Genomic DNA, 26,522 nt, shown 5'->3' on the forward strand with positions numbered 1-26,522 from the left:
TTTCTACTGCGGTGTGGCGGATTTGAGGGCGCGCCGCAAGATGCGGTCGAGTTCGCCGAGAAACCGCGAGCGGTCCTGCGGCGCGAAGCTGGCATTGTAGCCCTTGCTTTCGCCGGTCTCGCGCAGATGCTGCTTGAGGTCGCGCATCGCCACCGCCATGCCGATCGTTTCCGGCGTGAACGGGCGCCCGGTGGGCCCGAGCACATGGGCACCGAGCGCCACCGCACGGGCGGCGAGCGGAATGTCTGATGTGATCACGATGTCGTTGGCGTGCGCATTGTCGACGATCCAGTCGTCGGCGGCGTCAGCGCCCTTAGACACCACGACGTTGCGGACCATCGGATCGCGCGAAGGCCGCAGGCCGCCATTGGAGACATAGGTGACAACGACGCCGTGGCGCTCGGCGACCTTTTCGACCTCGGCTTTGACCGGGCAGGCATCGGCGTCGACGAGAATTGACGGTGCGGGCATCGTGGGTTCCAATGAATATGGGGCCGGGCGATTTCGTCCGGCCCCATGGATGTGATCCAATCGGCTGCTACCCCGGCAAGGCGCCGGACTTCTTCGCCGTCCAGGTGGCGATATAGTCCATCAGGCCGGGATTGAGGCAGTCATAGGGCTCCAGCCCGATGGACTTCAACTGCGCGCGGATGCCGTCCATCCGCTTCGGATCGACACCGGATTCGATGATCGACGAGACGAAGGCGGTAAAGCCCGGCGGCGACCAGCCGTCCTCCTCGAAGCGCTCAGGATGGATGAAGGACAGGCCCTTGAATGGATGATCACGCTCGACCGGCCCGTGCATGTGGACGCCGCAGCCGGTGCAGGCATGACGCTGGATCAGCGCGCTGGGGTCGACCACTTTGAGCTTGTCGCCGTTCTCGGTGACGGTGACGTCGCCGGTGCCAGCCACGGCAACGACCGAGAACACCGCGCCCTCCGGCTTCCAGCATTTGGTGCAGCCGCAGGCATGGTTGTGGGCGATCTGGCCCTTGACCTTCACCTTCACCGGCTTGCTGGTGCAGGCGCAGACCAGCGTGCCGCCGGCAAAGCTCGCGCTTTCCTTAGGCAGCCCATTGTCGATTTTCGGATGCAGTTTTTCCGGCATTTATTCCTCCCTTGTTGAACCCTGTGCAACTTCAGTCGCTGGCCCTTCGGTCGGCGGCTTTCTCCTCCTCAGTAAACGACGACGCTTCGGATCGATTTGCCCTCATGCATGAGGTCGAAGCCCTTGTTGATGTCCTCGAGCTTCAGCGTGTGGGTGATCATCGGGTCGATCTGGATCTTGCCGTCCATGTACCAGTCGACGATCTTCGGCACGTCGGTGCGGCCGCGCGCGCCGCCGAAGGCGGTGCCCATCCAGGTGCGTCCAGTGACCAGTTGGAACGGCCGTGTCGAGATTTCCTGGCCGGCGCCGGCGACGCCGATGACGACCGACTTGCCCCAGCCGCGATGCGACGCTTCCAGCGCCTGGCGCATTACCTTGGTGCTGCCAGTGCAGTCGAAGGTGTAGTCGGCACCGCCGATCTGGTCGGCGCCGCGCTTGGTCATGTTGACGAGGTGAGGCACGACATCGCCGTCGATCTCCTTGGGATTGACGAAATGCGTCATGCCGAACTTCTCGCCCCAAGGCTTCTTGTCGTTGTTCAAATCGACGCCGATGATCATGTCGGCGCCGGCAAGCTTCAGGCCCTGGATGACATTGAGGCCGATGCCGCCGAGGCCGAAGACGACGGCGGTCGCGCCTTGCTCGACCTTGGCCGTGTTGATGACCGCACCGATGCCGGTGGTGACGCCGCAGCCGATGTAGCAGATCTTGTCGAAGGGCGCGTCGGGATTGACCTTGGCCAGCGCGATCTCGGGCAGCACGGTGAAGTTGGAGAAGGTCGAACAGCCCATATAGTGAAAGATCTTGTCCTTGCCGATCGAGAAGCGCGACGAACCGTCGGGCATCAGGCCCTGGCCCTGGGTGGCGCGGATCGCCGTGCACAGGTTGGTCTTCCGCGACAGGCAGGACGGGCACTGCCGGCATTCGGGCGTATAGAGCGGGATGACGTGGTCGCCCTTCTTGACCGAGGTGACGCCCTTGCCGACATCGACGACGACGCCGGCGCCCTCATGGCCGAGGATGGCCGGAAACAGGCCTTCGGGATCGGCGCCCGACAGCGTGAACTCGTCGGTGTGGCAGATGCCGGTGGCCTTGATCTCGACCAGCACCTCGCCGTCGCGCGGACCGTCGAGGTCGACCTCCATGATCTCCAGCGGCTTTCCGGCGGCGACTGCGACTGCGGCGCGGGTTTTCATCAGGCAATTCCTCCAAAGGCGATTTTTGCGCAAGCTTTCAGGTTTTGTCTTGGCGATCAACAGCTAGCTGGTTCCAGGCATGGGCCAATACGGAGAATTTTAATCCCAAATCGATTGAAAGGTCGCGATTGACCCGGCCGGCTTGACCGCGCCGACACAGGCCATAAAAGGAACGGCCGACCCGAGGGATGACATTCCGCATGTTCACCAAGATCCTGATCGCCAATCGCGGCGAGATTGCCTGCCGTGTCATCAGGACGGCGCGCAAGATGGGCATCGCCACGGTTGCGGTTTATTCCGATGCCGATCGCGATGCCGTGCATGTCGAAATGGCCGACGAGGCGGTGCATATCGGGCCTTCGCCTGCCGCGCAGAGCTATCTCGTGCCAGAGAAGATCATCGCCGCCTGCAAGGAGACGGGTGCGCAAGCCGTGCATCCCGGCTACGGGTTCCTCTCCGAGCGGGCGGCCTTCTGTGAAGCGCTGGAAGCGGAAGGCATCGTCTTCATCGGCCCGAAACCACGGGCAATCAGGGCGATGGGCGACAAGATCGAATCGAAGAAGTTCGCCAAGGCCGCCAAGGTTTCCACCGTGCCCGGCTGGCTCGGCGTCATCGAGAATGCGGACCATGCCGAGAAGATCGCCGGCGAGATCGGCTATCCCGTGATGATCAAGGCCTCGGCCGGCGGCGGCGGCAAGGGCATGCGTATAGCCTGGAGCCAGTCGGAAGTGCGCGACGGTTTCGACCGGGCGCGCTCGGAAGCCAAGAGTTCGTTCGGCGACGACCGCGTCTTCATCGAGAAGTTCGTCGTCGATCCGCGCCATATCGAGATCCAGGTGCTGGCCGACGCGCATGGCAACGCGGTCTATCTCGGCGAACGCGAATGCTCGATCCAGCGCCGCAACCAGAAGGTCGCCGAAGAGGCGCCATCGCCGTTCCTCGACGCCAGGACACGCAAGGCCATGGGTGAGCAGTCGGTGGCGCTGGCCAGGGCAGTCGACTATCAGAGCGCAGGCACCGTCGAGTTCATCGTCGACAAGGACAAGAACTTCTATTTCCTTGAAATGAATACACGATTGCAGGTCGAGCACCCGGTGACGGAGCTCGTCACGGGTATCGATCTGGTCGAGCAGATGATCCGCGTCGCCGCCGGCGAAAAGCTCGCCTTGAAGCAAGGTAATGTGAAGCTGAACGGCTGGGCGGTGGAAAGCCGACTGTATGCCGAAGACCCGTACCGCAATTTCCTGCCCTCGATCGGCCGACTGACGCGCTACCGGCCGCCGGAGGAAGGACAATTCGGCGACGTCGTCATCCGCAACGACACCGGCGTCACCGAAGGCTCCGAGATCTCGATGTTCTATGATCCGATGCTCGCCAAGCTGTGCACCTGGGCGCCAACGCGGCTCGCGGCCATCGACGCCATGTCGGAAGCGCTCGACAGTTTCGTCGTCGACGGCATCGAACACAACATCCCGTTCCTCGCCGCCCTGATGCAGCATCCGCGCTGGCGCGAAGGGGTGATATCGACCGGTTTCATCGCGGAGGAATACCCCGACGGCTTTGCGCCAATCGTACCGAGCAACGATGAGAAAGCCGTGCTGGCATCGATTGCGACTGCGGTGGAACTGCTGCGCCGCGACCGGCTCGACCGGCTGGGCGGACGGCTGGCGCCGCATTCAGGAGCGCTGAAGCGCGACTGGGTGGTGAAAATCGGCGAAGACTATCTGTCGGCGTCCATTCTCGAAGGCATGATTTCCATTCCGATGGAAATCGATCTATCGATCGAGGGCGGCAAGGCGCTGACCGTTTCATCCGACTGGCGGCCGGGCGACCTGATCTGGCGCGGCTCGGTCGGTCAGCGCAAGGTCGCCGCTCAGGTCAGGCCGGTTGCCAATGGCTTTCGCATCGCCTGGAAGGGCATGTCGGTGACCGCGCACGCCATGCTGCCGCGTATCGCCGAACTTGAGAGGCTGATGCCGGAGAAAGTGGCGCCGGACACGTCGAAACTGCTGCTGTGTCCGATGCCCGGCCTGGTCGTGTCGATCGCCGTGTCCGAAGGCCAGGAGGTCAAGGCCGGCGAGACGCTGGCCGTGGTCGAGGCGATGAAGATGGAAAACGTGCTGCGCGCCGAACGCGATCTCGTCGTGTCGAAACTCAACGCCAAGCCGGGCGATAGCCTGGCGGTGGATGCGGTGATCATGGAATTTGCGTAAGGCGAGCCAGGCAGGGCAGGGCAAGCCTGTGGTCGGCGGTCGTTTGTGCTGGACTGGCATCGCCGGGTCCCGGACAATACATCTCCATCGACTCAGGACCTTCGCGCAGCATCATGGCCGACGAAAAACTTCCACGCGATCCCCTGAAGCGCGAAGCCGCGATCGCGGCCGCGCGGCCGGAGGCGCCGACACGGCCTTTCGTCCATCTGCGCGTGCATTCGGCCTATTCGCTGCTGGAGGGCGCCTTGCAGATCGGCAAGGTGGTGGCTCATGCGGTCAAGGATGAAGCCCCGGCGATTGCCGTCACCGACACCAACAATCTGTTCGGCGCGCTGGAATTCGCGCAGAAGGCGGTGAAGGACGGCATCCAGCCGATCATCGGCTGCCAGATCGCGCTCGCCTTTTCCGGCGAGAACAGCGATGGCCAGCGCGACCGCCGCCGGCAAGGTCCGGATATGCGGCCGGTCGTCCTGATCGCGGCGACCGAAGCCGGCTATTCCAATCTGGTCAGGCTGGTCAGCCGCGTCTACCTCGAAACACCGCCCGGCGAGGCGGTGCACCTGACCACCGAAATGATGGAAGGTTTTTGTGACGGGCTGATCTGCCTCAGTGGCGGGCCGCGCGGACCGATCGGCATTGCGCTCAAGGAAGATCGCCGCGATCTAGCCGAGGCACGGCTTTTGACCCTCAAGACGATGTTCGGCGACCGGCTCTATGTCGAGTTGGACCGGGTTTCCGGTTATGATCGAATGATCGAGAAATCCTCGATCGATCTCGCCTATGCCCATGAATTGCCGCTGGTCGCCACCAATGAGGCGTTCTTCTCGGCGCGCGACGATTATGACGCGCATGACGCGCTGATCGCGATCGCCGAGGGCTCGGTCGTTGCCGCCGACAACCGCCGGCGGCTGTCGCCGGACAATTTCCTGCGCAGCCAGGCCGATATGGCCAGGCTGTTCGCCGACCTGCCGGAAGCAATCGACAACACGGTCGAGATCGCGCTGCGCTGTTCCTACTATCCGAAGAACCGCAATCCGATACTGCCGCGCTTCACCGGCGGCGACGTCGCCGACAATGACGCCGCCGTGCAGGCGGAAGCCGACGAACTGACACGCCAGGCGCATGAGGGGCTCGACGCGCGGCTGGCCGCGCACGGCCCGACCGCCGGCTACACGGTCGAGCAATATCGCGAGCGGTTGAATTTCGAGCTCGGCATCATCACCAAGATGAAGTTTCCCGGCTACTTCCTGATCGTTGCCGACTTCATCAAATGGGCCAAGGCGCAAGGCATTCCGGTCGGGCCGGGCCGCGGTTCGGGCGCAGGCTCCCTGGTCGCCTATTCGACGACCATCACCGACATCGACCCGTTGCGCTTCTCCCTGCTGTTCGAGCGCTTCCTCAATCCCGATCGCGTATCGATGCCCGACTTCGACATCGACTTCTGCCAGGATCGCCGCGAGGAGGTGATCCGCTACGTCCAGCAGAAATACGGTCGCGACCAGGTCGGCCAGATCATCACCTTCGGGACGCTGCAGGCCCGCGCCGTGCTGCGCGACGTCGGCCGCGTGCTGCAGATGCCCTACGGCCAGGTCGACAAGCTTTCCAAGATGGTGCCGCAGAACCCGGCCAATCCGGTCAAGCTCGCCGACGCCATCGCCAACGAGCCGCGCTTTGCCGAAGAGGCCGAGAAGGAGCCGATCGTCCAGACGCTGCTCGACATGGCGCAGAAACTGGAGGGCCTCTACCGCCACGCTTCGACACACGCCGCCGGCATCGTCATCGGCGACCGGCCGCTGTCGGAGCTGGTGCCGATGTACCGCGATCCGCGCTCGGATATGCCGGTCACCCAGTTCAACATGAAATATGTCGAGCAGGCCGGGCTGGTGAAGTTCGACTTCCTCGGCCTGAAGACGCTGACGGTGCTGGAGACGGCGGTCAAACTGATCCGGCGCCGCGGCATCGAGATCGACCTGGCGACGATCCCGCTCGACGATCCCGCGACTTACGCCATGCTGTCGCGCGGCGAAGTGGTCGGCGTGTTCCAGGTGGAAAGTGCCGGCATGCGCAAGGCGCTGATCGGCATGCGGCCCGACTGTATCGAGGACATCATCGCCCTGGTGGCGCTCTACCGGCCGGGGCCGATGGAGAACATCCCGACCTACAACGCCAGAAAGCATGGCGAGGAGGAGATGGCGTCGATCCATCCCAAGATCGACCATCTGGTGAAAGAGACGCAGGGTGTCATCGTCTACCAGGAACAGGTGATGCAGATCGCGCAGGAGCTTGCCGGCTATTCGCTCGGCGAAGCAGATCTTTTGCGCCGCGCCATGGGCAAGAAGATCCGCGCCGAGATGGACAAGCAGCGCGAGCGCTTCGTCTCGGGCGCGGTCGAACGCGGCGTCGCCAAGCCGCAAGCCGACTTCATTTTCGATCTGCTGGCCAAGTTCGCCGACTATGGCTTCAACAAGTCGCACGCCGCCGCTTATGCGGTGGTCTCTTACCAGACCGCCTATCTCAAGGCGCATTATCCGGTCGAGTTCCTGGCGGCTTCGATGACCCTCGACATGGGCAACACCGACAAGCTTGCCGATTTCCGCCAGGATGCGCTGCGCCTTGGCATCGAGGTTCTGGCGCCGTCGGTGATATCGAGCTTTCGTCCCTTCGAGGTCGGCGAGAACCGCATCTACTATTCGCTGGCCGCCCTAAAAGGCGTCGGCGACGCAGCAGTCGAGCACATCGTTGCCCAGCGTGGCGAAAAGCCGTTCAAGAACCTCGCCGATTTCTGCGAGCGGGTCGATCCCAAGATTGTCGGCAAGCGTGTCTTCGAAAGCCTGATCATGGCCGGCGCGCTCGACTGTTTCGGCCATGACCGCGCTTCGATGATGGCTGGGGTGGAGCGGATGATGGGGCTGGCGTCGCTGGCGCAGCAGAATGCGGTCTCCGGCCAGCACGATATCTTCGGCGCCTCGCTCGGAGCGCAGTCGCAGGCGCTCAATCTGCCGGCGACGGACCCGTGGCTCGCCGCCGACCGGTTGCACCGTGAATTCCAGGTGGTCGGCTTCTATCTCTCCGCCCATCCGCTCGACGAATACAAGGCGGCCCTGCAGAAGATGCGGGTGCAGAACTGGGCCGAGTTTTCGGCGGCCGTCAAACGCGGTGCCGCCGCCGGCCGGCTCGCCGGCACGGTCACCACCAAGCAGGAGCGCAAGACGCGCACCGGCAACAAGATGGGCGTCGTGGCCTTTTCCGATACATCCGGCCAGTATGAAGCCGTGCTGTTTTCCGAAGGACTGGCGCAGTATCGCGACCTGCTCGAGCCCGGTCGTTCCGTCGTCATCACCGTCGCGGCCGAGGACAGGCCGGAAGGCGTCAATCTGCGCATCCAGACGGTGCAATCGCTGGAGGACGAGGCAAGCCGCATCCAGAAAGCACTGCGTATTTTCGTGCGCAACGCGGCGCCGATCGGCACGCTGGCCAGCCAGCTTGCGGTCAGGGGCGAAGGCCAGGTCAGCTTCGTGCTGATCAAGGAAGATGGCGAGGGGGAAATCGAGATCGAGCTGCCCAATCGCTACCGGATCTCACCGCAGATCGCCTCGGCGATGCGTGCCGTGCCGGGCGTGGTCGAAGTGGAGCTGGTGTGAACCCCGCCCTTGCGGGCCGGCGGCAGTCCGCCGCGCGGCTCTTGCCGCGAACGCCACCGCAATCGTCATGAAAGCGGCGGACAAGGACGGGTTGCCAGACAATTCAGCAATGGCGCGGTTACGCGACAAGCTGCGCAAGCTCTATCACGGACGCACCCCGGCGGCTTTCCGGTTCCAACTGGTATCTGTTGTCATCGACCTCGCGATCATTGCGTTCTTCATCGCGACGCCGGTTCTTCAGGACAAGCCGTCATTCCTCTGGCTCGACTATGCGGTGGCGGCGCTGGTCGCCACCGACATGATTGCCCGGCTGCTGGCCTCCAACGACATGCTGCGGCTGATGAAACAGCCGACATCGTGGATCGATGCCTTCATCCTCTTGACGCTACTGATGCCGACCGCGCTGGCGAGCCTCGGCTTCCTGCGTATCCTGCGACTTTGGTCACTGTCGCGCAGCGGATCGTTATGGCGGCATTTCGAGATGCGCGGCGTCAAGAAATGGCGCGAGGCAAGCCAGGCGGTCATCAACCTGTTGACCTTCCTGTTCGTCATCACCGGCTTCGTCTACACCTTCTTCTTCCGCACCGGGTCGGGGCTCGAGAACTATATCGACGCGCTCTATTTCACCGTCGCTACCGTGACTACGACCGGCTTTGGTGACATCGTCCTGCCCGGGATCGCAGGCAAGCTGACCGCGATCGCCACCATGATCATCGGCATTTCGCTGTTCGTCAGGTTGGCGCAGGCGCTGTTCCGTCCCAGCAAGGTATTCTTTCCCTGTCCGCAATGCGGGCTGCAACGGCACGAGCCCGACGCCGTCCATTGTAAGGCCTGCGGCCACCTCCTCAACATACCCGACGACGGCAATTGACCGGCTTGAGACCCATCCCGCCGGAGTACACCGGTTATCCGCTTAAAACTGCGGGCCACCTATCTGGCTGTAGTTGACGCCGCCGAAGCTGATGCCCGTCAGGCCGGGAGCCGCCATCTTGCGCTTGTGACCATCGCGGCAGTCGAACACGGGCCACTCCGTCTGTTTGCAAGGGATCTCGCGGCACATTCGGCTCAGGCAATCGCCCTCGGTGAGCAAGAACAGGCTGTTGCCAAGGCGCCGAACGGTACTTCCGTCATCGGAACGCCAAGTCCAGGGAATGCGCAACGAGGAAACGAAATCGCCAACAACAAGGCCACCGGTTCCGGAATGCGCGCCCAGACTTGTTCGATAATGCGACATGGACGCCGAATAGTCCGCCACAATTGTCGGGTTATAGCGGGAAGCCGCAGGATTGTCCGACTCGAGAAGGTGCGTTCCCGCTTCGGCCTCCGCTTTGCCGGTGGCTACCAGCGCCGACATCAACAAAACAGCGACGATCATAAGAGGCATCGTTGCACCATCTCACGCTTGCTCTCGGTTTCCAGGAGCGTCTCATCCCGCCACCCCAGCTGCAAGGCGGCAACGTCGGATCAGGGCACGAAATTCTCGTCGACTCAATCTCCTCCGAACCGGATCATGCTCTAAGACGCGGCGATCTTCGCCGGTTGTGGCGCTTTTCGCTGCAGATTGAGCAGATTGCCCAATAGGATCAGCAGCGCGCCACCGGCGGTGAAGGCGTCGATCTGCTCCTGGTAGAGCAGCCAGCCGATCAGCGCCGACAGCGGCACGCGCAGGAAATCCATCGGCGAAATGACGGTGGCGTCGGCATAGCCAAGCGCACGGGCCATGCAGAAATGCGACGACATGCCGGTGAAGGCGATCAGCAGGATCCAGGGCCACAGCTCCAGCGGCGGGTTGCGCCACTCATAGAGCGCCGGGACGAGGCCGAGCGCCGACTGAATGATCAGCATCCAGAAGATGATGCGCACGACGCTGTCCGTGCGCGTCAGCGACTTGACCAGCACCAGCGATATGCCGAAACAGACGGCGGCACCGAGCACGACGAGGTGTCCCGGATCGACCGAGCCGACGCCGGGGCGCACGATGATCACCACGCCGATCAGTCCCAGCACGATCGCCGCAAACCTTGGCCGGGAAAGTCTTTCCCCGAGAAAAGTCACCGCCAGGATCGCCGTCCAGATCGGTGTGGTGAATTCGATCGAGATCAGCACCGCCAACGGGATCAGTGTCAGCGCGTAAAGCCAGGCCGCCTGGCCGGTATAATGGACAACGTTGCGGGCCATGTGGGCAATGGGGCGCTGCGTTCGCATGGCTGCAAAGCCGCCGCTCATCATCACCAGCGGCAGAAGAATGAAAAAGCCGATCACCGAGCGCAGTTCCAGCACCTGGAAGACGTTAAGCTCGGCCGTCGTGGCGCGGCCGGCGACCGACATCGCCAGGAACGAGGCGATCGACAGTGCCATCCAGAACGCGGCCTTGGGGATGGACGGGGTAGGGACCATGCCCGCTATCTCGCAGGCCGGGGCCCTTGCCGCAATTGCTAGCCGCTGCATTCTTCTGGGCCAGTCGCGATACCTGGATGTTGCAAGACAGTCATGTTGCGATCGGAACCCGATGCGGTAACAGGCGTTGAGCCTGGAGACGCTGCCGTGCCTTGCCTTGCAGGCCGTCCTGCCTTTTCCAAATCGACAAGGAGAGCTTCGATGAGATCATTCGCGCAATTCGGGCTTGCTGGCTGTCTGTTGGCCGCGGCTGGCACGGCACATGCCGACGAGGCCAAGTTTCTGCAGTCGTTCAATGGCAATTTCGCTGGCAAGGGCACTGTCCAGGTAACCACCGATGTGCCGAACGTTAGTGTATCCTGCAACTTCAAGTCGAATGCGACCTCAACCTCACTCTCGCTGGATGGCAACTGCCGCGGTCTCGTGCTGGTAACGCGGGCCATCAGTGCCAACTTGAAGGTCACGGGTGCGAAGTACAATGGCATCTATGTCGGGTCTCGCACCGGGCCGGCACAGCTGAATGGCAGCCGCTCGGGCAACGCGATCAATCTCGGCATTGGCTGGGCCAAGGAGGTCAACGGTGATCGAAAGGCGCGGATGACGGTCGAGAAGAAGGGCGAGAACGGCATCCGGCTTACGGTCACCGACACCGACCCGAAAACCGGCAAGAGCGTGGTGACGAGCAGGATCGATCTGCAGCGTACCTGACCAGGGCGTTTGTCGATATTCAGATGATGTGGGCCTCAAAATGGCTGGTTTCTGCGCTTCCGGTGCTCACGCGCCGGAAAGTACGCGCCGCCCCCGGTTCTCGAAACCCACCACTCTTGGCTCGGACTGATATGACTCAGTCCTCAAGCCGTTCCGGCGGATGGGCGTCACGGCCCTTGCCGAATGTATAGCCGGTTTCCACAGCCTTGCGGCCGAACTTGTCGCGCAGGGCATCGATGGCGCTTTCGGCCATGGCGCGTTTGCGCGACTGAACGTCCACCAGATCGGGCGGGTCGGCCTTGTCGTCGTCCGAGAGGTCGCTGACGCCGATGCCGAGCAGCCGATATTTCGTGCCGTCGGTTTCCTTGCGCAGAAGCTCCACTCCGGTCTGAAAGATGCGATCGGCGAGCCGGGTCGGGTCGCCGAGCTGCCGGTTGCGCGTGCGCAGCTTGAAATCCTGGGTCTTCAGCTTGAGCACCACGGTGCGCCCGGCGATGCCGGATTTCTTCAGCCGTGCCGAGACCTTCTCCGAAAGCCCCCTCAACACCGCGACGAGCTCGTCGAGTGAAGCGATGTCGGTGTCGAAGGTGGTTTCGGCCGATACGCTCTTGGCATCCTGGTCGGGATCGACGCGGCGGACGTCCTCGCCGCGCGAAAGGTGGTAGAGCCGGTCGCCCATCGTGCCGTAACGGCGCATCAGGTCGCCACGATCCATCTGCTGCAGCTGCCCGATGGTGCGGATGCCGTCGCGTTCCAGCGTGGCGTTGAACGCCTTGCCGACGCCCCAGATCATGGTCACCGGCTGCGCCGCCAGAAAGCCGACCGCCTCGGCCTCGCCGATGACCGAGTAGCCGCGCGGCTTGCGGAAATCGGACGCTATCTTGGCAAGGAACTTGCAGTAGGACAGGCCAGCCGAAACGGTGATGCCGATCTCCTTCTCGACCGCCAGCGCGAAGCGCGCCAGCACCACCGCCGGCGGCAGGCCGTGCAGCCGTTCGGTGCCGGCGAGATCGAGAAACGCCTCGTCGATCGACAGCGGTTCGACAAGCGGCGTCAGCGCCTGCATCATGGCGCGCACCTCGCGGCCGACGCGAACATATTTCTCCATGTTGGGGCTGATGACGACCGCCTCCGGACAGGCTTCGAGCGCCTTGAACATCGGCATTGCCGAGCGCACGCCCTGGATGCGGGCGATGTAGCAAGCGGTGGAGACGACGCCGCGCTTGCCGCCGCCGATGATCAGCGGCTTGTCCTTGAGCGCCGGATTGTCGCGCTTTTCGATCGACGCATAGAAGGCGTCGCAGTCGATATGGGCGAGATGCAGCCGGTAGAGCTCGGGATGGCGCGCCAGCCGGGGGCTGCCGCAGCGTTCGCAGCGGCGCGTCTGGCTGCGCTGAAACGTCAGGCAGTCGCGGCAGAAACCGTGATCGGGATTGTTGACAGGGGCCGCCATCGCTGCGAACATAAAGAGAACAGAAGCAATGGTACGACAGTGCAAGGCCAGCGACAAGGCTGGCCTGGGGAGAACGCATGAGCACGACCATAGCGCCGCTGGCACCCGAACTCTGGGCCGATTTCGAGGATCTCTTCGGCAAGCAGGGCGCTTGCTACGGCTGCTGGTGCACGCATTTCCGGCTGGCGCCGGCGATGCGCCGCGAGAGCAGCCGCGAACGCAACAAGGACCACATCAAGGCACGCATCGAAGCTGGCCCGCCGCCCGGCCTGCTGGCATTCGAGGACGGCAAGGCGGTCGGCTGGATGCAGATCGGACCGCGCGCCGACGTGCCCGAATGGAACAATCAGGGCAGGGGGTCGGCACCCGTCGATGCCGCCGACGCCAAGGATCCGGCAGTCTGGGCGATCTCCTGTTTCTTCATCCGCACCAAGGCGCGCGGCAGGGGCATCACGCATCGCCTGGTCGAAGGCGGTATCGATTTCGCCCGCAAGAATGGCGCCCGGATGGTTGAAGCCTGTCCGATCGACCTGTCCCGCGATTCGCGTTCGATCGGGTTGTTCGTCGGCTCGTCGCGGGTGTTCGAGAAGGCCGGTTTCGAGCGGCTTGTGGAACGCAAGGCAGGCCGGCCGTTGATGCGGCTTGTGCTGTGACGAACTTTTCCGCCTTGGCATCATTGTTGATCTCACCTTGCGGTTGCAGCGGTAATTTCATACCAGACGAATGAAGCGTTCCTTCTAAAGCGCATGCGCTTTAGGTTTTTGTTTTTTGGATGTCGTTCTCCCAAACCGGGGGTCCAGTTTTGGGCGACAGCATTAGGTCAAACGGAGAATTCACGTGAACCGTGCCCTGCCATTCGCTTTCCTTCTTGCATTGAGCGCGCCTGCTTTCGGCCAGACCGTCGATGGCCCGGGTGCGAAGCAATTGTCGGAAGACCTGTCCCGCTATGTCGGCAAACAGGCGCTCGACAAAGGCATCCTGAAGGTCTCGGCCGAGGGTGATGCCTACAAGATCGTGTTTGATTTCAAAGCGCTTGTCGGGTCACTGCCCGAGCAGAAGCTGCTCAAATTCGACGTTGCGCCCTATGTCCTGATCGTCAAGCCGCGCAGCGATGGATCCTGGGATGTCTCGATGGATTTTTCGCAAAGCGCCTCCTTCGAGTTCAACGGGCCCGAAGGTCTGCAAAGCACGCAGTTTTCGATCAAGGACGGCAAGGGTTCAGGCGTCTACGACCCCAATCTGGCGGCCTTCACGAGCGGCACCAGTTCGATGGCCGGCATGACGATGGCATCGAAGGATGCCAAGCAGCACGTGGAAGCAAGCGCAGGGGGCGCCACTGCGACGATCGCCGCGACCAAGTCCGCGACTGGCGGCGTCGATTTCACAACCTCGCAAAAGGTGTCGAACTTCGTCGAAACGATCAATTTCGACGATCCCGAGAGCGGGTTGAAATTCCCGGTCAACGTCAAATCGCCGGAACTGTCGGTCGAGGCCAGCGGCAAGGGGATGCGGACCAAGCCGCTGCTCGATCTCCTCGCATTTGCCGTGGCCAATGAAGACGAGGCGACGCTGAAGGCAAACCAGGCGCAGCTCAAATCGCTTCTGCTTGCCGCCTTGCCGGTTTGGGAACATGTCGAGGGAACCTACGGCTTCAAGGATTTCGCGGTGGAAAGCCCGGTCGGCAATTTCGGCGCGACGCAGCTCAGCACTGCGTTCGGGTCCGACGGCGTCGCCCAGAACGGCAAGATCACCTATGGCATCAAGGCATCGGGGCTGACCGTGCCGCAGCAGCTTCTGCCGAGCTGGAGTGTGGCGCTGCTGCCCACCGACATCGACCTGAACTTCGGCGGCGCCAACATCGATCTCGACAGTATGGCGAAGAAGGCGATCGAAGCCTTTGATCTCAATCAGGATCCGCCGCTGTCGGCTGATTTCGGCGACAAGCTCAAAGCCGACTTCATGGCCAAGACGCCGAAGGTCGTCGTCGGCCACAGCACCGTGAAGAACAAGGACACGGAGATCGCTCTGGAAGGTGAGATGACTTTCCCCGGCGAAAAGCCGGAGGCAAGCATGACGGTCGATGTCACCGGCTTCGACAAGCTTGTCGACGGCCTGCAGGCGGCGGCGAAGTCGGAACCGGAGGTGGCGCAGTACGTACCTGTCGCTCTCATGGTAAAGGGCTTTGGCAAGACGCTGCCCGATGGACGCATCGAATGGGTCGTCAACGCCAAGGCCGACGGTTCGGTGATGGTCAACGGCGTCATGGTCAAGCCGGCCGATCCGGCCGTGGACGATAGCGTCGATGATGAGGGCGGGGACGATGACAGTGGGGCCGATAGCGGCGGGGCGGGAGCGAAACTGAACCCTTGAGGGCTGGCTTCTACAATCCGAGCGCGCCCGCGATCAGTGGCGCGGCTTCATGCCAATCCTCGACGACGACGATGTCGTCCGGCACCGGCGTCAGGAAGGCGCGCAGCGAATTGTCGGCCATCAGATGGAACAGACTGGCGTCGGCGACCGATTCCCTCACTGACGCCAGATTGTGAGGCTGGTCGTCGACGAAGACCACCGGCCTGCCGGTCTTGCCGCGAAGCCTGGCCACCGCCGGTCCCTTGGCCATTTCAGTGGTCAGAAGCGGGTAGCTCAGCCCGAGAGCATCAAGATGAGCGCGCCGCACGGCGCGGTGCCTGTGCGGCATGGCCGTCAGCAGAATAATCTCGGCGCGATCGCCCAGTCCCGCCAGGGCGTCCGCGGCGCCGTCGGTGATGCTCTGCCAGTCGGCTTGGGCGTCAAAGAAATCGCCCAGAAGTGCCGTGACTTCGGGCTGTTCGATCAGGCGACCGCTCGCCGTCTCGGCGATGTTGCCGGTCAGGCGGAACGAGGCCAACGTCAGGCCGAAACCGCGCGCCTTGAGGAAATGCGGGAAGGGGCGGATGAATTCGAGCACGACGTCGTCGACGTCGAGCACCAGCAGCGGACGGTCGTCGGCTGCCAGTTCCTCGATCTGGCGCGCGGTTTCGGGGTCATCGCTCATATGGAATGCTCATGGTTGTCGTCGCCCAGCGGCAGTGCCCGCAAGGCCTTGCCGACAGCGGCCGGCGGCGTGCCGGTTTCCTCGGCAAAGCGCATCAGCGTCGGCTCGTGGGCGAGAATGAACTGCAGGACGCCGGCCAGGAATCCCGGTTCGCTGGCAGCCTTGCGGATCGAATGCGCCTCGATGCCGGTGATCGCCAGAAAGCGCGGCAACAGCTCCGGATCGGAGGCGACGAAGCCCAGAGCCCTGACGGCAATGTTTTCCGCTTCTTCGCGCATTGACGCTGCGTTTGCCATCACTACCTTCGGTGTGTGGAATGAGTCTCTCCCGCAGTAATGGCAAGAGATGCTTGCGGCAAGCCATTAGAGCGGCGCCCGAGGTGGAATCCAGACAGGCTTTTCGCACTGTGGATTTCCGTTTCGTCAATCATATTGCCGTAAAGTGAAGCAGGGTTTGGTGCGTCTTGAGCTGGACGCATTACGGTCGCCTTCGAGCGGAAGGCGGTCGGGACGGGATATCGATGCCGAAGAAGGTCATGATCGTCGAGGACAATGAGCTCAACATGAAGCTCTTTCGGGACCTCATCGAAGCAAGCGGTTACGAGACCGTGCGCACCCGCAACGGTTTGGAAGCGCTTGATCTGGCGCGCCTGCACCGGCCTGATCTCATCCTGATGGATATCCAGCTGCCTGAAGTTTCGGGGCTGGAGGTGACCAAATGGCTGAAGGAGGATGACGAACTGCACGTCATCCCGGTCATCGCGGTCACCGCATTCGCGATGAAAGGCGACGAGGAACGCATCCGCCAGGGTGGCTGCGAGGCTTATATATCCAAGCCGATCTCGGTGCCGCGTTTCATAGAAACCATCAAATCCTATTTGGGTGATGCGTGATGTGCCCTTTAAGCCGAGCCGGAGCTTTGTGACATGACTGCACGGATCCTCGTCGTCGACGATATCCCTGCCAATGTGCGGCTGCTGGAGGTTCGGCTGCTGGCCGAATATTTCGAGGTGCTGACCGCCACCAACGGGCCGGATGCCATCGAGACCTGCGAGAACGGCAAGGTCGATGTCGTGCTGCTCGACGTGATGATGCCCGACATGGACGGCTTCGAGGTCTGCCGGCGGCTGAAGAGCGACCCGGCGACATCGCACATTCCGGTGGTGATGATCACCGCGCTGGACCAGGTTTCCGACCGCGTGCGCGGGCTCGAGGCCGGTGCCGATGATTTTCTGACCAAGCCGGTCAACGACCTGCAGCTGATGACGCGCGTCAAGAGCCTGGTCCGGCTGAAGTCGCTGACCGACGAGTTGCGGCTGCGCGCCTCGACGACGCGCAACATCGGCATCGAAGAGCTTCTGAGCCGCAATTTCGCCTCCGACGACACGACGCCGAAAGTGCTGTTGATCGATGAGCGCACATCCTCGGTCGAGCGCATCCAGAAGATGCTGCGCGACCGCGCAGACCTCGACGTCACCAGCGATCCGCATGCCGGCTTCTTCCAGGCCGCCGAGACGTCCTACGAATGCGTGATGATCTCGACGGCCTTTGCCAATTTCGATCCACTCCGGCTCTGTTCGCAGTTGCGCTCTCTCGACCGCACCCGTTTCGTCCCGATTATCCTGCTGGCGGAGGCGGGCGAGGAAGAGCGCATCATCCGTGGCCTCGAGCTGGGCATCAACGACTATCTGATGCGGCCGATCGACCAGCAGGAACTGACGGCACGGTTGCGCACCCAGGTGCGCCGCAAGCGCTACAACGACCAGCTACGCGCCAGCGTTACCCAGACCATCGAAATGGCGGTGACCGACGGGCTGACCGGGCTGCACAACCGCCGCTATCTCGACAGCCATCTGCAGACGCTGTTTGATCGTGCCGTGGCGCGGCGGCGGCCGCTGTCGGTGATGATCACCGACCTCGACCGCTTCAAGTCGATCAACGACGCTCACGGCCATGACGGTGGCGACGAGGTGTTGCGGGAATTTGCGCGACGGCTGCGCAAGAATGTCCGCGGCATCGACCTTGCCTGCCGCTTTGGCGGCGAGGAGTTCGTCGTGGTGATGCCGGACACCGACGGCACGGTGGCCGAGAAGGTGGCCGAACGCATCCGCGCCGAAATCGCCCAGTCGCCTTTTGCCATCGGCCCGGATGGCAAGACGATCGAGGTCACCGTCAGCGTCGGCGTGTCGTCGGTGCTGAAGGGGGTGGACACGGTGGGGGCGCTTATGAAACGCGCCGACCTCGCGCTCTACGAGGCCAAGAGCGGCGGCCGCAACCGCGTCGTCGCCAAGGCGGCGTGACCGTCCAGACAAGATTATCCAGTCAACCCGATAGGGTTACCCGTTTACCTTAATCCAAGCGATTCCCGAGCCTTGGTTAAGAAATGGTTGATTTTCATAAGCTCTTGCGCAAGTGTGCTGGTCAAGACGAAGCCGGCACGAGGGTAGACAACCGGTTCGATCTCCAGAATACCCCATGATGCTCAGGTCCGCCGCATCTCCTGGGTCCGTGGGGTCGGCCGGCCGGCGCTGGCACATAGTGGCCTCCTCGTACCGCTGCCAACCGCCGACCGGCCCCCACCTTTCCAAAAGGACATCAGAGCTCCGTGCCAAGGCACGGAAGACTTCTGCGTTTTTGCGCTTAAAATCCGGATATCGTTTTTGGGACTGCGACGGCGATAGGCATACCGCATCGCCTGTTACTGCGTGACAGGCCTGTTTGTGGCAGCCGACAATGGAGGGGAATGGTACCCCTCCATTTCATACATATGGCGCACAAGGGGCTTGCGGCAAGACCCGGCTCCTCCCGTAGAACCGCGACCCAGGCCAGGGTACGCAAAACGAGAGTTGCGATAATGATTTCAGATCATGCGGTGGTGATCGCCGGGGGCGGTCCGACGGGATTGATGCTGGCGGGCGAACTGGCGTTGGCAGGGGTCGACGTCGCCATTGTCGAACGACGGCCCGACCAGAGGCTTGCCGGCCTGCGCGCCGGCGGCCTGCATGCCCGAACCATCGAGATGCTCGACCAGCGCGGGATTGCCGATCGGTTCCTCGAGCAGGGCCAGTTGGGCCCGGCCTTGGGCTTCCACATGATCCGTTTGGATATCAGCGACTTCCCAACCCGGCACAACTATCTGTTGGCGCTGCGGCAGAACCACATCGAGCGCATCCTGGCCGAATGGGTCAGCGAGTTGAAGGTGCCGATCTATCGTGGACACGAGGTTGCGGGGTTTACCCAGAACAACAGCCGGGTCGATATCGACCTGTCCAACGACCACCGTTTGCAGGCGAAATATCTGGTCGGCTGCGACGGAGGCCGCAGCACCATTCGCAAGGTGGCTGGTATCGAATTCGCCGGATGGGATCCGACGATGAGCTGGATGATCGCCGAGGTCGAGATGTCGGAGGAGCCGGCATGGGGCTTTCGCAGCAACGCCTTCGGCATTCATGCCTTAGGTAAAATCGAGGAGGGCGGACGGGTAGGCGTCGTTTTGACCGAGCCGCGATTGATGACCAGCGGCGAACCCACGCTGCGCGACCTCAGCGAGGCGTTGGTTGCCGTCTACGGCACCGACTACGGGGTCCACAGTCCGACCTGGCTCTCGCGCTTCACCGACATGACGCGGCAAGCTGCGACTTACCGCGACAGGCGCGTGCTGCTGGCGGGCGATGCGGCGCACATCCACCCGCCGATGGGCGGGCAGGGCCTCAACATCGGCGTGCAGGATGCAGTGAACCTGGGGTGGAAGCTGGCCCAGGTGGTCAAGCGGACATCGCCGGAAAGCCTGCTGGATACGTACCACGCCGAGCGCTACCCGGTCGCTGCCCGTGTCTTGCAGAACACGATGGCGCAGGTTGCGCTTCGGCGTATGGACGACCGCAGCAAGGCCATGGGCGATATCCTTTCCGAGCTACTCGGCATGGACGAACCGCGCAAACGAATGGCCGCTGAAATGTCCGGGCTGGGTGTCCATTACGACTTCGGCGAGGGGCATCCACTGCTCGGACGGCGAATGCCCGACCTCGACCTTGTGACGGCCGATGGTCCGCTGCGCGTCTTCACCTTGCTGCACGACGCCCGGCCGGTTTTCCTCAACCTTAGAAACGCCGGTGATTTCGACATCGCGCCGTGGGCGGATCGGGTCCGGCAGGTCGACGCCGTGTATTCCGGTGCGTGGGAGCTTCCGGCCCTCGGTGTGGTCGAGGCACCGGCCGCCGTGTTGGTCCGGCCCGACGGATATGTAGCCTGGGTAGGGGATGGAACGCATCCGGGACTTGCCGAGGCGCTGACCGCCTGGTTCGGACGGCCCGCCGCGGGGCCGCGGGCACAATGAGGCCGGCTCACGTAACCTGTTGAAATTGCATCGCGTCGTAACTCACGGTGGAAAAGTCTGCTGACAACCGATTGACAGGATGTTCCGCATGTGCAGAAATTGGTTGGACCATTGGACCACTTGGAGGATTTGTGGACCAGAACAGCCTGCCACCCATTCAGACGACGGCGCGCGATGACGCCGTGCTGAAGGCGTTGGTGGGGTTTGTTCGCGCCGAAGCCTTGCAGCCTGGCGAGCGGCTGCCAACCGAGCGTATTCTGGCCGAGCGGCTGAAGGTCAGCCGCAACACCGTGCGCGAGGCGCTGACTCGTTGGGAAGGGCTCGGTCTCGTCGAGCGCCGGCAAGGCAGCGGCACCTATCTCAAGGCGGCCGTTTCGCACGACATGCTGCATATGCCGCTGACGCTGGCGGGCGGCAATGATTTCACCAGCCTGATGCAGACACTGGAAATCCGCCGCGCGCTGGAGGCGGAGGCCGCCGCACTCTGCGCCGAACGCGCCAGCCAGACCGACATCGCCGAGATCGCGCGCAAGCTCGACATCATGGAGCAGGCGTTTCGCACGCGCGACGGCATGTCGTCGGAAGAGGACTGGGAGTTCCACCAGGCGATATACCGGGTCTCGGGCAATCCGCTGTTCGAGCAGATCATCGCCGCCATGCACGAGCTGTTCCACCGCTTCTGGGAGCATCCACTCGGCGTGCGCGACTTCGGCCATGCCAGCTTTCCCTACCACCGCACCATCTACGAATGCATCGCCGCCCGGGACCCGCAGGGCGCCCGCGCCGAAGCGCTCAAGCTGATCGCCACCGTCGAGGACGATCTGAAGCGCGGTGCGGCCAAACTCAAACTTTCGAGCCAGACATGAACGAGCATCCATCCGGTTTCGATCACGACTATCTCGCCGAGGCGGCAACGCTCTTGGCGCATGACGAGCCATTCCCGGGCGGTGCGGTGGTGCCGCCGATCTACCAGACCTCGCTGTTCACTTTCGCCAGCTATGCCGAAATGGCCGACACTTTTGCCGGTAAACGAAAGCAGCCGATCTATTCGCGCGGCGACAATCCGACGGTGATGGAGTTCGAGGCGCGGGTGGCCGCGCTCGAGGGCGCTGAGGCCGCGCGCGGCTTTTCCAGCGGCATGGCGGCGATCAGCGCCACCGTGCTTGCGTTCGTTGGCGCCGGCGAGCGCATCGTGGCGGTGCGGAACTGCTACGGCGATGCCTACCGGCTGTTCGAACGACTGTTGCCGCGGCTCAACATCAAGGTCGACTACGTCGATGGCTCCGATCCGGACGCGGTGGCGGCGGCACTTCCCGGCGCCAAGTTGCTATACCTGGAAAGCCCCACCTCGATGATGTTCGAGTTGCAGGACATCGCACATCTGACGCGGTTGGCCAAAGAGCAGGGCATCGTCACCAGCATCGACAATTCCTGGGCGACGCCGGTGTTCCAGAAGCCGATCGCGCACGGCGTCGACTTGGTGCTGCACTCGGCCTCGAAATATCTCGGCGGCCACAGCGACACCGTCGCCGGCGTCGTGGCGGGTTCGGCCGCTCACATCAAGCATATCAACGAGCAGACGTACTCCTATCTCGGCGGCAAGCTGTCGCCGTTCGAGGCCTGGCTGCTGCTGCGCGGCCTGCGCACGCTGCCGCTGCGCCTGCCGCACCACATGAAGAGCGGCATGACCATCGCCGAACGGTTGAAGGCGCATGCCAATGTCGAGCGCGTCAACCATCCCGCCTATTCGAACCATCCCGGCAAGGCGACGTTGGCCGGTTACGCCGGGCTGTTCTCGTTCGAGGTGACGGACGACATCGACATCCCCGTCTTCGTCGATGCGCTCAAATATTTCCGCATCGGCGTCAGCTGGGGCGGGCATGAAAGCCTGGTCGTGCCTGCCAAGGCGTCGCTGGAGCAGACGCCGGGACTGAATTCGATGGCGCGCTTCGGCGTCAGCCCCCGAACCATCCGCTTCAATGTCGGATTGGAGAGTGTCGAAGATCTCTGGGCGGACGTCGCCCAAGCCTTCGAAAAAGCCAGAAAATAACAAGCGGGTTCAAAATGGGAGTCTTGAACATGAAAAAACTGACCGTCATGCTTGCCACCGTTGCGGGGCTGGCGATTTCCGCCGGAAGTGCTGTGGCCAATTCGACCCTCAAGATGGTCGAAGTCATCACCAGCCCGCCGCGCACCGAATTCCTGAAGAAACAAATCGCCGAGTTCGAAACCGCCAATCCCGGCATCAAGGTCGAGCTGATCTCGCTGCCCTGGGGCCAGGCTTTCGAAAAATTCCTGACCATGGTGCAGGCCGGCGATACGCCCGACATTGTCGAGATGCCGGAACGCTGGATGGGCCTCTATGCCAACAACGCCCAACTCGAGGATCTCGGCCCCTACATGGCCAAATGGGACGACGCCAAGACGCTCGGCGAGCGCGCCAAGCAGTTCGGCTCGACGGTCAACAACACCCAGTTCATGATCCCCTACGGCTATTATGTGAACGCGCTGTTCTGGAACAAGAAGCTGTTCAAGGAGGCTGGCCTCGACGGCCCGCCGGCGACGCTCGACGATTTCGTCGCCGATTCCAAGAAGATCTCGGCACTGCCCGGCAAATATGGCTACTGCCTGCGCGGCGGTCCGGGCGCCTTCAACGGCATGCACATGTTCATGAACATCGCCGCCGGCAAGGGCGGCTATTTCAACGAGGACGGCACCTCGACCATCAATGACGAAGGCTCGGTGAAGGGCCTACAGATGCTGGCCGACATGTACAAGGGCGGCCTGGCGCCGAAGGATGCGGTGAGCTGGGGCTTCAACGAGACGGTCACCGGCTTCTACTCCGGCACCTGCGCCATGCTCAACCAGGATCCGGACGCGCTGCTCGGTATCGCCGACAAGATGAGCGCCGACGACTTCGCCGTGGCGCCCTTGCCGGTCGGCCCGAGCGGCAAGTCCTATCCGACCCTCGGCTATGCCGGCTGGGCGATGTTCGCCAACTCGCAGCACAAGGACGACGCCTGGAAGCTGATGGCAACGCTGCTCTCGCCCAAGGACAATCTGGAATGGGCCAAGGAAGTCGGCGTCGTCCCGATCCACAACGGCGCCGACCAGGACACTCACTTCAAGACCGAGCAGTTCAAGGGCTGGTTCACGGAGCTGAGCGACACCTCCAAATATGAAATGGTGACGCCGCCGACGCATCTGGAGAATCTCGGCAATTTCGTCGACCAGGTGGCGATTAAGAACTTCCAGGAAGTGCTGCTTGGTCAGAAGACGGCCAAGGACGTCGCCGACCAATGGGCTGCCTTCCTGACCAAGGAACAGCAGGACTGGTTGGCGAAGAACAAGAAATAGCTCTTCATCCTTCTCCCCGTTTTGCCAGGAGAAGGATGCCCCGATAGGGCCGGATGAGGGGCGGCACAGGCTTCCGCCAAGTTAGCGCTGCCTCTCATCCGCCTGCCAGCTTTCGTCGCTCGAAAAGCCAAGCAATTGGCTTTTCGTCCGCTGCGCGGACCGCTCCTCAACTCCCGTGAACGGGAGAACGGCGCTTTTCACCAGCCCCAACGCTTCCTGGAGCCAATCCACAGCCAATGACCTATGCCGTGTCCGAAATACGATCCGCCAGCAAGCCGCGCCGCAGGTGGCTATCACATGGCGCTATCGAACCCTGGCTCTATCTCAGCCCGGCCATCCTCCTTCTGGTCGTCGTGCTTCTGGTGCCGCTGGTGATCGGCATCAGCTACTCCTTCCGCAAGTTCTCGGCCTTCAAGTCGGAATATGTCGGGCTCGGACAATATCAGGCGATGCTGTCGGATCAGGTGCTGGGGCAGGCGTTGGTCAACACGCTGTGGTGGACTGTCGCCAGCCTGTTCTTCCAGTTCTTCCTCGGTCTCGGCCTGGCCCTGCTGCTCGACAAGCCATTTCCGGGCCGCAAGGTGGTGCAGGCCCTGGTGTTCCTGCCCTGGGCGGTGCCCTCCTTCCTGTCGGGTCTGACCTGGGCCTGGCTGTTCAATCCGATCATCGGTCCGCTGCCGCACTGGCTTTTCGCGCTGGGGCTGAAGGCCGAACCGACAAATGTTCTGTCCGATCCTTCAACCGCCATGTGGGGGCCGATCGTCGCCAATATCTGGTTCGGCATTCCGTTCTTCGCCATCACACTGCTGGCGGCGCTGAAGTCGATCCCGTCGGAATTGCATGAGGCGGCGGCGATCGACGGCGCTTCGCCATGGCAGCGCTTCACTAAAGTGACGCTGCCGTTCCTGGCGCCGACCATTGCCATCACCGTGATGTTGCGCACCATCTGGATCGCCACCTTCGCCGACCTGATCTTCGTCATGACCGAGGGCGGGCCTGCCGGCTCGACCAACACGGTGCCGGTCTACATCTATGTCAGCGCCTTCAAATCGCTGGACAAGGGCTATGCCTCGGCGGTGGCCGTGCTGCTGCTCGTCCTGCTCATTGCCTATGCGATCGCGCTGATCGGCATCCGCCGCTCCCTGGTGAGGCACGTCTGATGATCGCAGGACGCTCAGCCTCGCAGCGGTTTTTCGGCGGCATCGGCCTCTACGCCGCTATCGCCGCCTATGTGATATTCGCCCTGTTCCCGATCTACTGGACGCTGAAGATCTCGGTCACGCCGGAGCGGCTTCTCTATTCCGAAGGCATCACCTTCTGGCCGTCGCACATGACGTTGCAGAACTTCGTCACCGTGCTCGAAGCCACCGATTTCCCGCGCTATTTCCTCAACAGCGTCATCGTCTCGGTCTCGACGGCGGGACTGGTGACGGTGATTGCCACGCTCGCCGGCTATGCCATGTCGCGCTTCACCTTTCGCGGCAAGGCGGCGCTGGCGCTGATGTTGCTGCTGACCCAGACCTTTCCGCTGGTGATGGTCATTCCGCCGATCTACCGCGTCATGGGGCAGATCGGCCTGATCAACAGCCTGACCGGGCTGATCATCATCTACACCGCCTTCAACACCGCCTTCGCCACCTTTCTGATGCAGTCCTTCTTCGACGGCATCCCGAAGGACCTGGAAGAGGCTGCGATGATCGACGGCTGTACGCGCGCGCAGGCAATGCGCAAGGTGATTGTGCCGCTGACGCTGCCCGGCATGGGAGCGACGCTGGGCTTCGTCTTCACCGCCGCCTGGAGCGAGCTCCTTTTCGCGCTGATGCTGATATCCAGTGACGACCAGAAGACCTTCGCGGTCGGCCTGCTCACCTTCATCGGCAAATTCGCCGTCGACTGGGGGCAGATGATGGCGGCGTCGATCCTGGCGCTGATCCCGGTCTGCATCTTCTTCGCCTTCCTGCAACGCTATCTCGTCACCGGCCTGACCGCTGGCGCCGTCAAAGGATAGATCGATGGCCTCTGTTACGCTCGAAAAGGTCCGCAAGGATTATGGCTCAGTCCGCGTCCTGCACGCGGTCGACCTTGAGATCGCCGACGGCGAGTTCGTCGTCCTGGTCGGCCCGTCAGGCTGCGGCAAGTCCACGCTTTTGCGCATGATCGCCGGCCTGGAGGAGGCTTCCGGCGGCGAGATCCGCATCGGCGAGCGGCTGGTCAACGATGTCGCGCCGAAGGATCGCGACATCGCCATGGTGTTCCAGTCCTACGCGCTCTATCCGCATATGGATGTGTCGAAGAACATGGGTTTCAGCCTGATGCTGAAGAAGGCTGCTAAGTCGGCGATCGACACCCGGGTGGACGGTGCCGCCAAGCGGCTCGGGCTCGAAACTTTCCTGCAACGCCTGCCGCGCCAACTGTCCGGCGGCCAACGCCAGCGCGTCGCCATGGGCCGCGCCATCGTGCGGGATCCCAAGGTGTTTCTGTTCGATGAACCGCTGTCGAACCTCGACGCCAAGCTGCGCGTCCATATGCGCGCCGAGATCAAGGCGTTGCACCAGCAGCTGAAGACCACCTCGGTCTACGTCACCCACGACCAGATCGAGGCGATGACCATGGCCGACCGCATCGTCGTCATGCATGACGGGCTGATCCAGCAGGTCGGCGCGCCGCTGGATCTCTATGACCATCCGACCAACATGTTCGTCGCCGGCTTCATCGGCTCACCGGGCATGAATTTCCTGCCGGCGGCGGTTCGAAAGGGCGATACGTTGGTGGCTGTGCTGGCCGATGGTCAGGCGCTGCGCCTGCCGGACGGAATGCCGCTGAAGGACGGTGACGTCATCACCATCGGCCTGCGGCCCGAGCACATCAGGCTGGCGGATGACGGCGCACTGCAGGGCGAGGTTGGGGTGGTGGAGCCGCTCGGGCTTTCGACGCAGTTCTACGTCAAGCTGGCCGGCCAGCAGCTCTGCGTCTTTGCCATGGGCCGTGCCGGCGTGAAGCCCGGCGACATGGTGCGATTGTCGGCCGCTCCGGCGTCGCTGCATCTGTTCGATCCGAAAAGCGGTGATCGCATCGGATAA

23 protein-coding genes are annotated in these 26,522 nt (G+C 62.8%); 15 read left to right on the top strand and 8 right to left on the bottom strand.

Going from position 1 to position 26,522, the window contains the following annotated elements; all coding sequences use genetic code 11:
- Nucleotides 1-3 precede the first annotated feature (3 nt).
- The 3 genes from AC1RZR_RS20020 to AC1RZR_RS20030 form a co-directional block, all read right to left on the bottom strand.
- The gene (locus AC1RZR_RS20020) at nucleotides 4-471 is read right to left on the bottom strand and encodes a YaiI/YqxD family protein (RefSeq protein ID WP_481825715.1); all 468 of its coding nucleotides are present in this window, start codon (nucleotides 469-471) and stop codon (nucleotides 4-6) included.
- Nucleotides 472-538: 67 nt separating this feature from the next.
- Nucleotides 539-1,108 carry an S-(hydroxymethyl)glutathione synthase gene (gene gfa, locus AC1RZR_RS20025; protein WP_481825716.1) on the bottom strand — a complete coding sequence of 190 codons (570 nt, stop codon included), beginning with the start codon at nucleotides 1,106-1,108 and terminating at the stop codon, nucleotides 539-541.
- Between the two features lie 68 nt (nucleotides 1,109-1,176).
- The gene (locus AC1RZR_RS20030; RefSeq protein WP_481825717.1) at nucleotides 1,177-2,304 is read right to left on the bottom strand and encodes an S-(hydroxymethyl)glutathione dehydrogenase/class III alcohol dehydrogenase; all 1,128 of its coding nucleotides are present in this window, start codon (nucleotides 2,302-2,304) and stop codon (nucleotides 1,177-1,179) included.
- Nucleotides 2,305-2,504: 200 nt separating this feature from the next.
- On the opposite strand from AC1RZR_RS20030, the gene AC1RZR_RS20035 reads away from it, so the two are divergent.
- The 3 genes from AC1RZR_RS20035 to AC1RZR_RS20045 all read left to right on the top strand — a co-directional run bounded on the left by AC1RZR_RS20035 (nucleotide 2,505) and on the right by AC1RZR_RS20045 (nucleotide 9,029).
- Nucleotides 2,505-4,517, top strand: a complete 2,013-nt coding sequence (locus AC1RZR_RS20035; RefSeq protein WP_481825718.1) for an acetyl-CoA carboxylase biotin carboxylase subunit — start codon at nucleotides 2,505-2,507, stop codon at nucleotides 4,515-4,517.
- A 113-nt stretch (nucleotides 4,518-4,630) separates the two neighbouring features.
- Nucleotides 4,631-8,158, top strand: coding sequence for a DNA polymerase III subunit alpha (gene dnaE / locus AC1RZR_RS20040; RefSeq protein ID WP_481825719.1), 3,528 nt, complete (start codon nucleotides 4,631-4,633; stop codon nucleotides 8,156-8,158).
- A gap of 67 nt (nucleotides 8,159-8,225) precedes the next feature.
- Nucleotides 8,226-9,029 carry a potassium channel family protein gene (locus AC1RZR_RS20045; RefSeq protein WP_481825720.1) on the top strand — a complete coding sequence of 268 codons (804 nt, stop codon included), beginning with the start codon at nucleotides 8,226-8,228 and terminating at the stop codon, nucleotides 9,027-9,029.
- A gap of 42 nt (nucleotides 9,030-9,071) precedes the next feature.
- Here AC1RZR_RS20045 and AC1RZR_RS20050 read toward each other — a convergent pair whose 3' ends face one another.
- Both AC1RZR_RS20050 and AC1RZR_RS20055 read right to left on the bottom strand, forming a co-directional pair.
- Nucleotides 9,072-9,533: a hypothetical protein gene (locus AC1RZR_RS20050; RefSeq protein ID WP_481825721.1), complete on the bottom strand. Its 462-nt coding sequence runs from the start codon at nucleotides 9,531-9,533 to the stop codon at nucleotides 9,072-9,074.
- 140 nt (nucleotides 9,534-9,673) lie between these two features.
- Nucleotides 9,674-10,555 carry a DMT family transporter gene (locus tag AC1RZR_RS20055; RefSeq protein ID WP_481825722.1) on the bottom strand — a complete coding sequence of 294 codons (882 nt, stop codon included), beginning with the start codon at nucleotides 10,553-10,555 and terminating at the stop codon, nucleotides 9,674-9,676.
- Between the two features lie 201 nt (nucleotides 10,556-10,756).
- Between AC1RZR_RS20055 and AC1RZR_RS20060 the strand changes: the two genes are divergently transcribed.
- Nucleotides 10,757-11,263, top strand: coding sequence for a hypothetical protein (locus AC1RZR_RS20060; RefSeq protein ID WP_481825723.1), 507 nt, complete (start codon nucleotides 10,757-10,759; stop codon nucleotides 11,261-11,263).
- A gap of 136 nt (nucleotides 11,264-11,399) precedes the next feature.
- Here AC1RZR_RS20060 and AC1RZR_RS20065 read toward each other — a convergent pair whose 3' ends face one another.
- A complete protein-coding gene (locus AC1RZR_RS20065; RefSeq protein WP_481825724.1) occupies nucleotides 11,400-12,728 on the bottom strand; it encodes a DNA polymerase IV in 1,329 nt (442 codons plus the stop codon).
- Between the two features lie 65 nt (nucleotides 12,729-12,793).
- Here AC1RZR_RS20065 and AC1RZR_RS20070 point away from each other — a divergent pair, with 65 nt between their 5' ends.
- Both AC1RZR_RS20070 and AC1RZR_RS20075 read left to right on the top strand, forming a co-directional pair.
- Nucleotides 12,794-13,369: a GNAT family N-acetyltransferase gene (locus tag AC1RZR_RS20070; protein ID WP_481825725.1), complete on the top strand. Its 576-nt coding sequence runs from the start codon at nucleotides 12,794-12,796 to the stop codon at nucleotides 13,367-13,369.
- Nucleotides 13,370-13,553: 184 nt separating this feature from the next.
- Nucleotides 13,554-15,086, top strand: a complete 1,533-nt coding sequence (locus AC1RZR_RS20075; RefSeq protein WP_481825726.1) for a hypothetical protein — start codon at nucleotides 13,554-13,556, stop codon at nucleotides 15,084-15,086.
- Between the two features lie 10 nt (nucleotides 15,087-15,096).
- Here the strand turns inward: AC1RZR_RS20075 and AC1RZR_RS20080 are convergent, their stop codons facing one another.
- On the bottom strand, nucleotides 15,097-15,750 hold the full coding sequence (locus tag AC1RZR_RS20080; RefSeq protein WP_477277350.1) for a hypothetical protein: 654 nt from the start codon (nucleotides 15,748-15,750) through the stop codon (nucleotides 15,097-15,099).
- Nucleotides 15,747-16,046 carry a DUF3572 domain-containing protein gene (locus AC1RZR_RS20085; RefSeq protein WP_481825727.1) on the bottom strand — a complete coding sequence of 100 codons (300 nt, stop codon included), beginning with the start codon at nucleotides 16,044-16,046 and terminating at the stop codon, nucleotides 15,747-15,749. The genes AC1RZR_RS20080 and AC1RZR_RS20085 overlap by 4 nt, the downstream gene beginning before the upstream one ends.
- A gap of 239 nt (nucleotides 16,047-16,285) precedes the next feature.
- On the opposite strand from AC1RZR_RS20085, the gene AC1RZR_RS20090 reads away from it, so the two are divergent.
- The 9 genes from AC1RZR_RS20090 to AC1RZR_RS20130 all read left to right on the top strand — a co-directional run bounded on the left by AC1RZR_RS20090 (nucleotide 16,286) and on the right by AC1RZR_RS20130 (nucleotide 26,522).
- Entirely contained in the window at nucleotides 16,286-16,642 is a 357-nt protein-coding gene (locus AC1RZR_RS20090; protein ID WP_281035958.1) for a response regulator, read from the top strand.
- A 33-nt stretch (nucleotides 16,643-16,675) separates the two neighbouring features.
- Nucleotides 16,676-18,049: a PleD family two-component system response regulator gene (locus tag AC1RZR_RS20095; RefSeq protein WP_477277345.1), complete on the top strand. Its 1,374-nt coding sequence runs from the start codon at nucleotides 16,676-16,678 to the stop codon at nucleotides 18,047-18,049.
- Nucleotides 18,050-18,603: 554 nt separating this feature from the next.
- Nucleotides 18,604-20,085 (top strand): FAD-dependent monooxygenase, encoded by a 1,482-nt coding sequence (locus tag AC1RZR_RS20100; protein WP_477277343.1) that lies wholly within the window; start codon nucleotides 18,604-18,606, stop codon nucleotides 20,083-20,085.
- 131 nt (nucleotides 20,086-20,216) lie between these two features.
- Nucleotides 20,217-20,951: a FadR/GntR family transcriptional regulator gene (locus AC1RZR_RS20105; RefSeq protein WP_477277342.1), complete on the top strand. Its 735-nt coding sequence runs from the start codon at nucleotides 20,217-20,219 to the stop codon at nucleotides 20,949-20,951.
- A complete protein-coding gene (locus tag AC1RZR_RS20110; RefSeq protein ID WP_477277340.1) occupies nucleotides 20,948-22,135 on the top strand; it encodes a PLP-dependent transferase in 1,188 nt (395 codons plus the stop codon). The genes AC1RZR_RS20105 and AC1RZR_RS20110 overlap by 4 nt, the downstream gene beginning before the upstream one ends.
- Before the next feature lie 29 nt (nucleotides 22,136-22,164).
- A complete protein-coding gene (locus AC1RZR_RS20115; protein ID WP_481825728.1) occupies nucleotides 22,165-23,442 on the top strand; it encodes an ABC transporter substrate-binding protein in 1,278 nt (425 codons plus the stop codon).
- Nucleotides 23,443-23,678: 236 nt separating this feature from the next.
- Nucleotides 23,679-24,602 (top strand): carbohydrate ABC transporter permease, encoded by a 924-nt coding sequence (locus AC1RZR_RS20120; protein WP_477277336.1) that lies wholly within the window; start codon nucleotides 23,679-23,681, stop codon nucleotides 24,600-24,602.
- Nucleotides 24,602-25,450 (top strand): carbohydrate ABC transporter permease, encoded by an 849-nt coding sequence (locus AC1RZR_RS20125; RefSeq protein ID WP_477277334.1) that lies wholly within the window; start codon nucleotides 24,602-24,604, stop codon nucleotides 25,448-25,450. Before AC1RZR_RS20120 ends, AC1RZR_RS20125 begins: the two co-directional genes overlap by 1 nt.
- Before the next feature lie 4 nt (nucleotides 25,451-25,454).
- On the top strand, nucleotides 25,455-26,522 hold the full coding sequence (locus tag AC1RZR_RS20130; RefSeq protein WP_481825729.1) for an ABC transporter ATP-binding protein: 1,068 nt from the start codon (nucleotides 25,455-25,457) through the stop codon (nucleotides 26,520-26,522).

The organism is Mesorhizobium bavaricum, from assembly GCF_056781655.1.

Excerpts from the sequence above, each read along its gene's own strand:
- AC1RZR_RS20020 (WP_481825715.1), bottom strand. The coding sequence starts at position 471 with ATGCCCGCACCGTCAATTCTCGTCGACGCCGATGCCTGCCCGGTCAAA.
- AC1RZR_RS20125 (WP_477277334.1), top strand. The coding sequence starts at position 24,602 with ATGATCGCAGGACGCTCAGCCTCGCAGCGGTTTTTCGGCGGCATCGGC.
- AC1RZR_RS20055 (WP_481825722.1), bottom strand. The coding sequence starts at position 10,555 with ATGGTCCCTACCCCGTCCATCCCCAAGGCCGCGTTCTGGATGGCACTG.
- AC1RZR_RS20070 (WP_481825725.1), top strand. The coding sequence starts at position 12,794 with ATGAGCACGACCATAGCGCCGCTGGCACCCGAACTCTGGGCCGATTTC.
- AC1RZR_RS20130 (WP_481825729.1), top strand. The coding sequence starts at position 25,455 with ATGGCCTCTGTTACGCTCGAAAAGGTCCGCAAGGATTATGGCTCAGTC.
- AC1RZR_RS20045 (WP_481825720.1), top strand. The coding sequence starts at position 8,226 with ATGAAAGCGGCGGACAAGGACGGGTTGCCAGACAATTCAGCAATGGCG.
- AC1RZR_RS20110 (WP_477277340.1), top strand. The coding sequence starts at position 20,948 with ATGAACGAGCATCCATCCGGTTTCGATCACGACTATCTCGCCGAGGCG.
- AC1RZR_RS20085 (WP_481825727.1), bottom strand. The coding sequence starts at position 16,046 with ATGGCAAACGCAGCGTCAATGCGCGAAGAAGCGGAAAACATTGCCGTC.
- AC1RZR_RS20100 (WP_477277343.1), top strand. The coding sequence starts at position 18,604 with ATGATTTCAGATCATGCGGTGGTGATCGCCGGGGGCGGTCCGACGGGA.
- AC1RZR_RS20050 (WP_481825721.1), bottom strand. The coding sequence starts at position 9,533 with ATGATCGTCGCTGTTTTGTTGATGTCGGCGCTGGTAGCCACCGGCAAA.
- AC1RZR_RS20035 (WP_481825718.1), top strand. The coding sequence starts at position 2,505 with ATGTTCACCAAGATCCTGATCGCCAATCGCGGCGAGATTGCCTGCCGT.
- AC1RZR_RS20090 (WP_281035958.1), top strand. The coding sequence starts at position 16,286 with ATGATCGTCGAGGACAATGAGCTCAACATGAAGCTCTTTCGGGACCTC.
- AC1RZR_RS20065 (WP_481825724.1), bottom strand. The coding sequence starts at position 12,728 with ATGTTCGCAGCGATGGCGGCCCCTGTCAACAATCCCGATCACGGTTTC.
- AC1RZR_RS20080 (WP_477277350.1), bottom strand. The coding sequence starts at position 15,750 with ATGAGCGATGACCCCGAAACCGCGCGCCAGATCGAGGAACTGGCAGCC.
- AC1RZR_RS20060 (WP_481825723.1), top strand. The coding sequence starts at position 10,757 with ATGAGATCATTCGCGCAATTCGGGCTTGCTGGCTGTCTGTTGGCCGCG.
- AC1RZR_RS20115 (WP_481825728.1), top strand. The coding sequence starts at position 22,165 with ATGAAAAAACTGACCGTCATGCTTGCCACCGTTGCGGGGCTGGCGATT.
- AC1RZR_RS20095 (WP_477277345.1), top strand. The coding sequence starts at position 16,676 with ATGACTGCACGGATCCTCGTCGTCGACGATATCCCTGCCAATGTGCGG.
- AC1RZR_RS20120 (WP_477277336.1), top strand. The coding sequence starts at position 23,679 with ATGACCTATGCCGTGTCCGAAATACGATCCGCCAGCAAGCCGCGCCGC.
- AC1RZR_RS20030 (WP_481825717.1), bottom strand. The coding sequence starts at position 2,304 with ATGAAAACCCGCGCCGCAGTCGCAGTCGCCGCCGGAAAGCCGCTGGAG.
- gfa (WP_481825716.1), bottom strand. The coding sequence starts at position 1,108 with ATGCCGGAAAAACTGCATCCGAAAATCGACAATGGGCTGCCTAAGGAA.
- dnaE (WP_481825719.1), top strand. The coding sequence starts at position 4,631 with ATGGCCGACGAAAAACTTCCACGCGATCCCCTGAAGCGCGAAGCCGCG.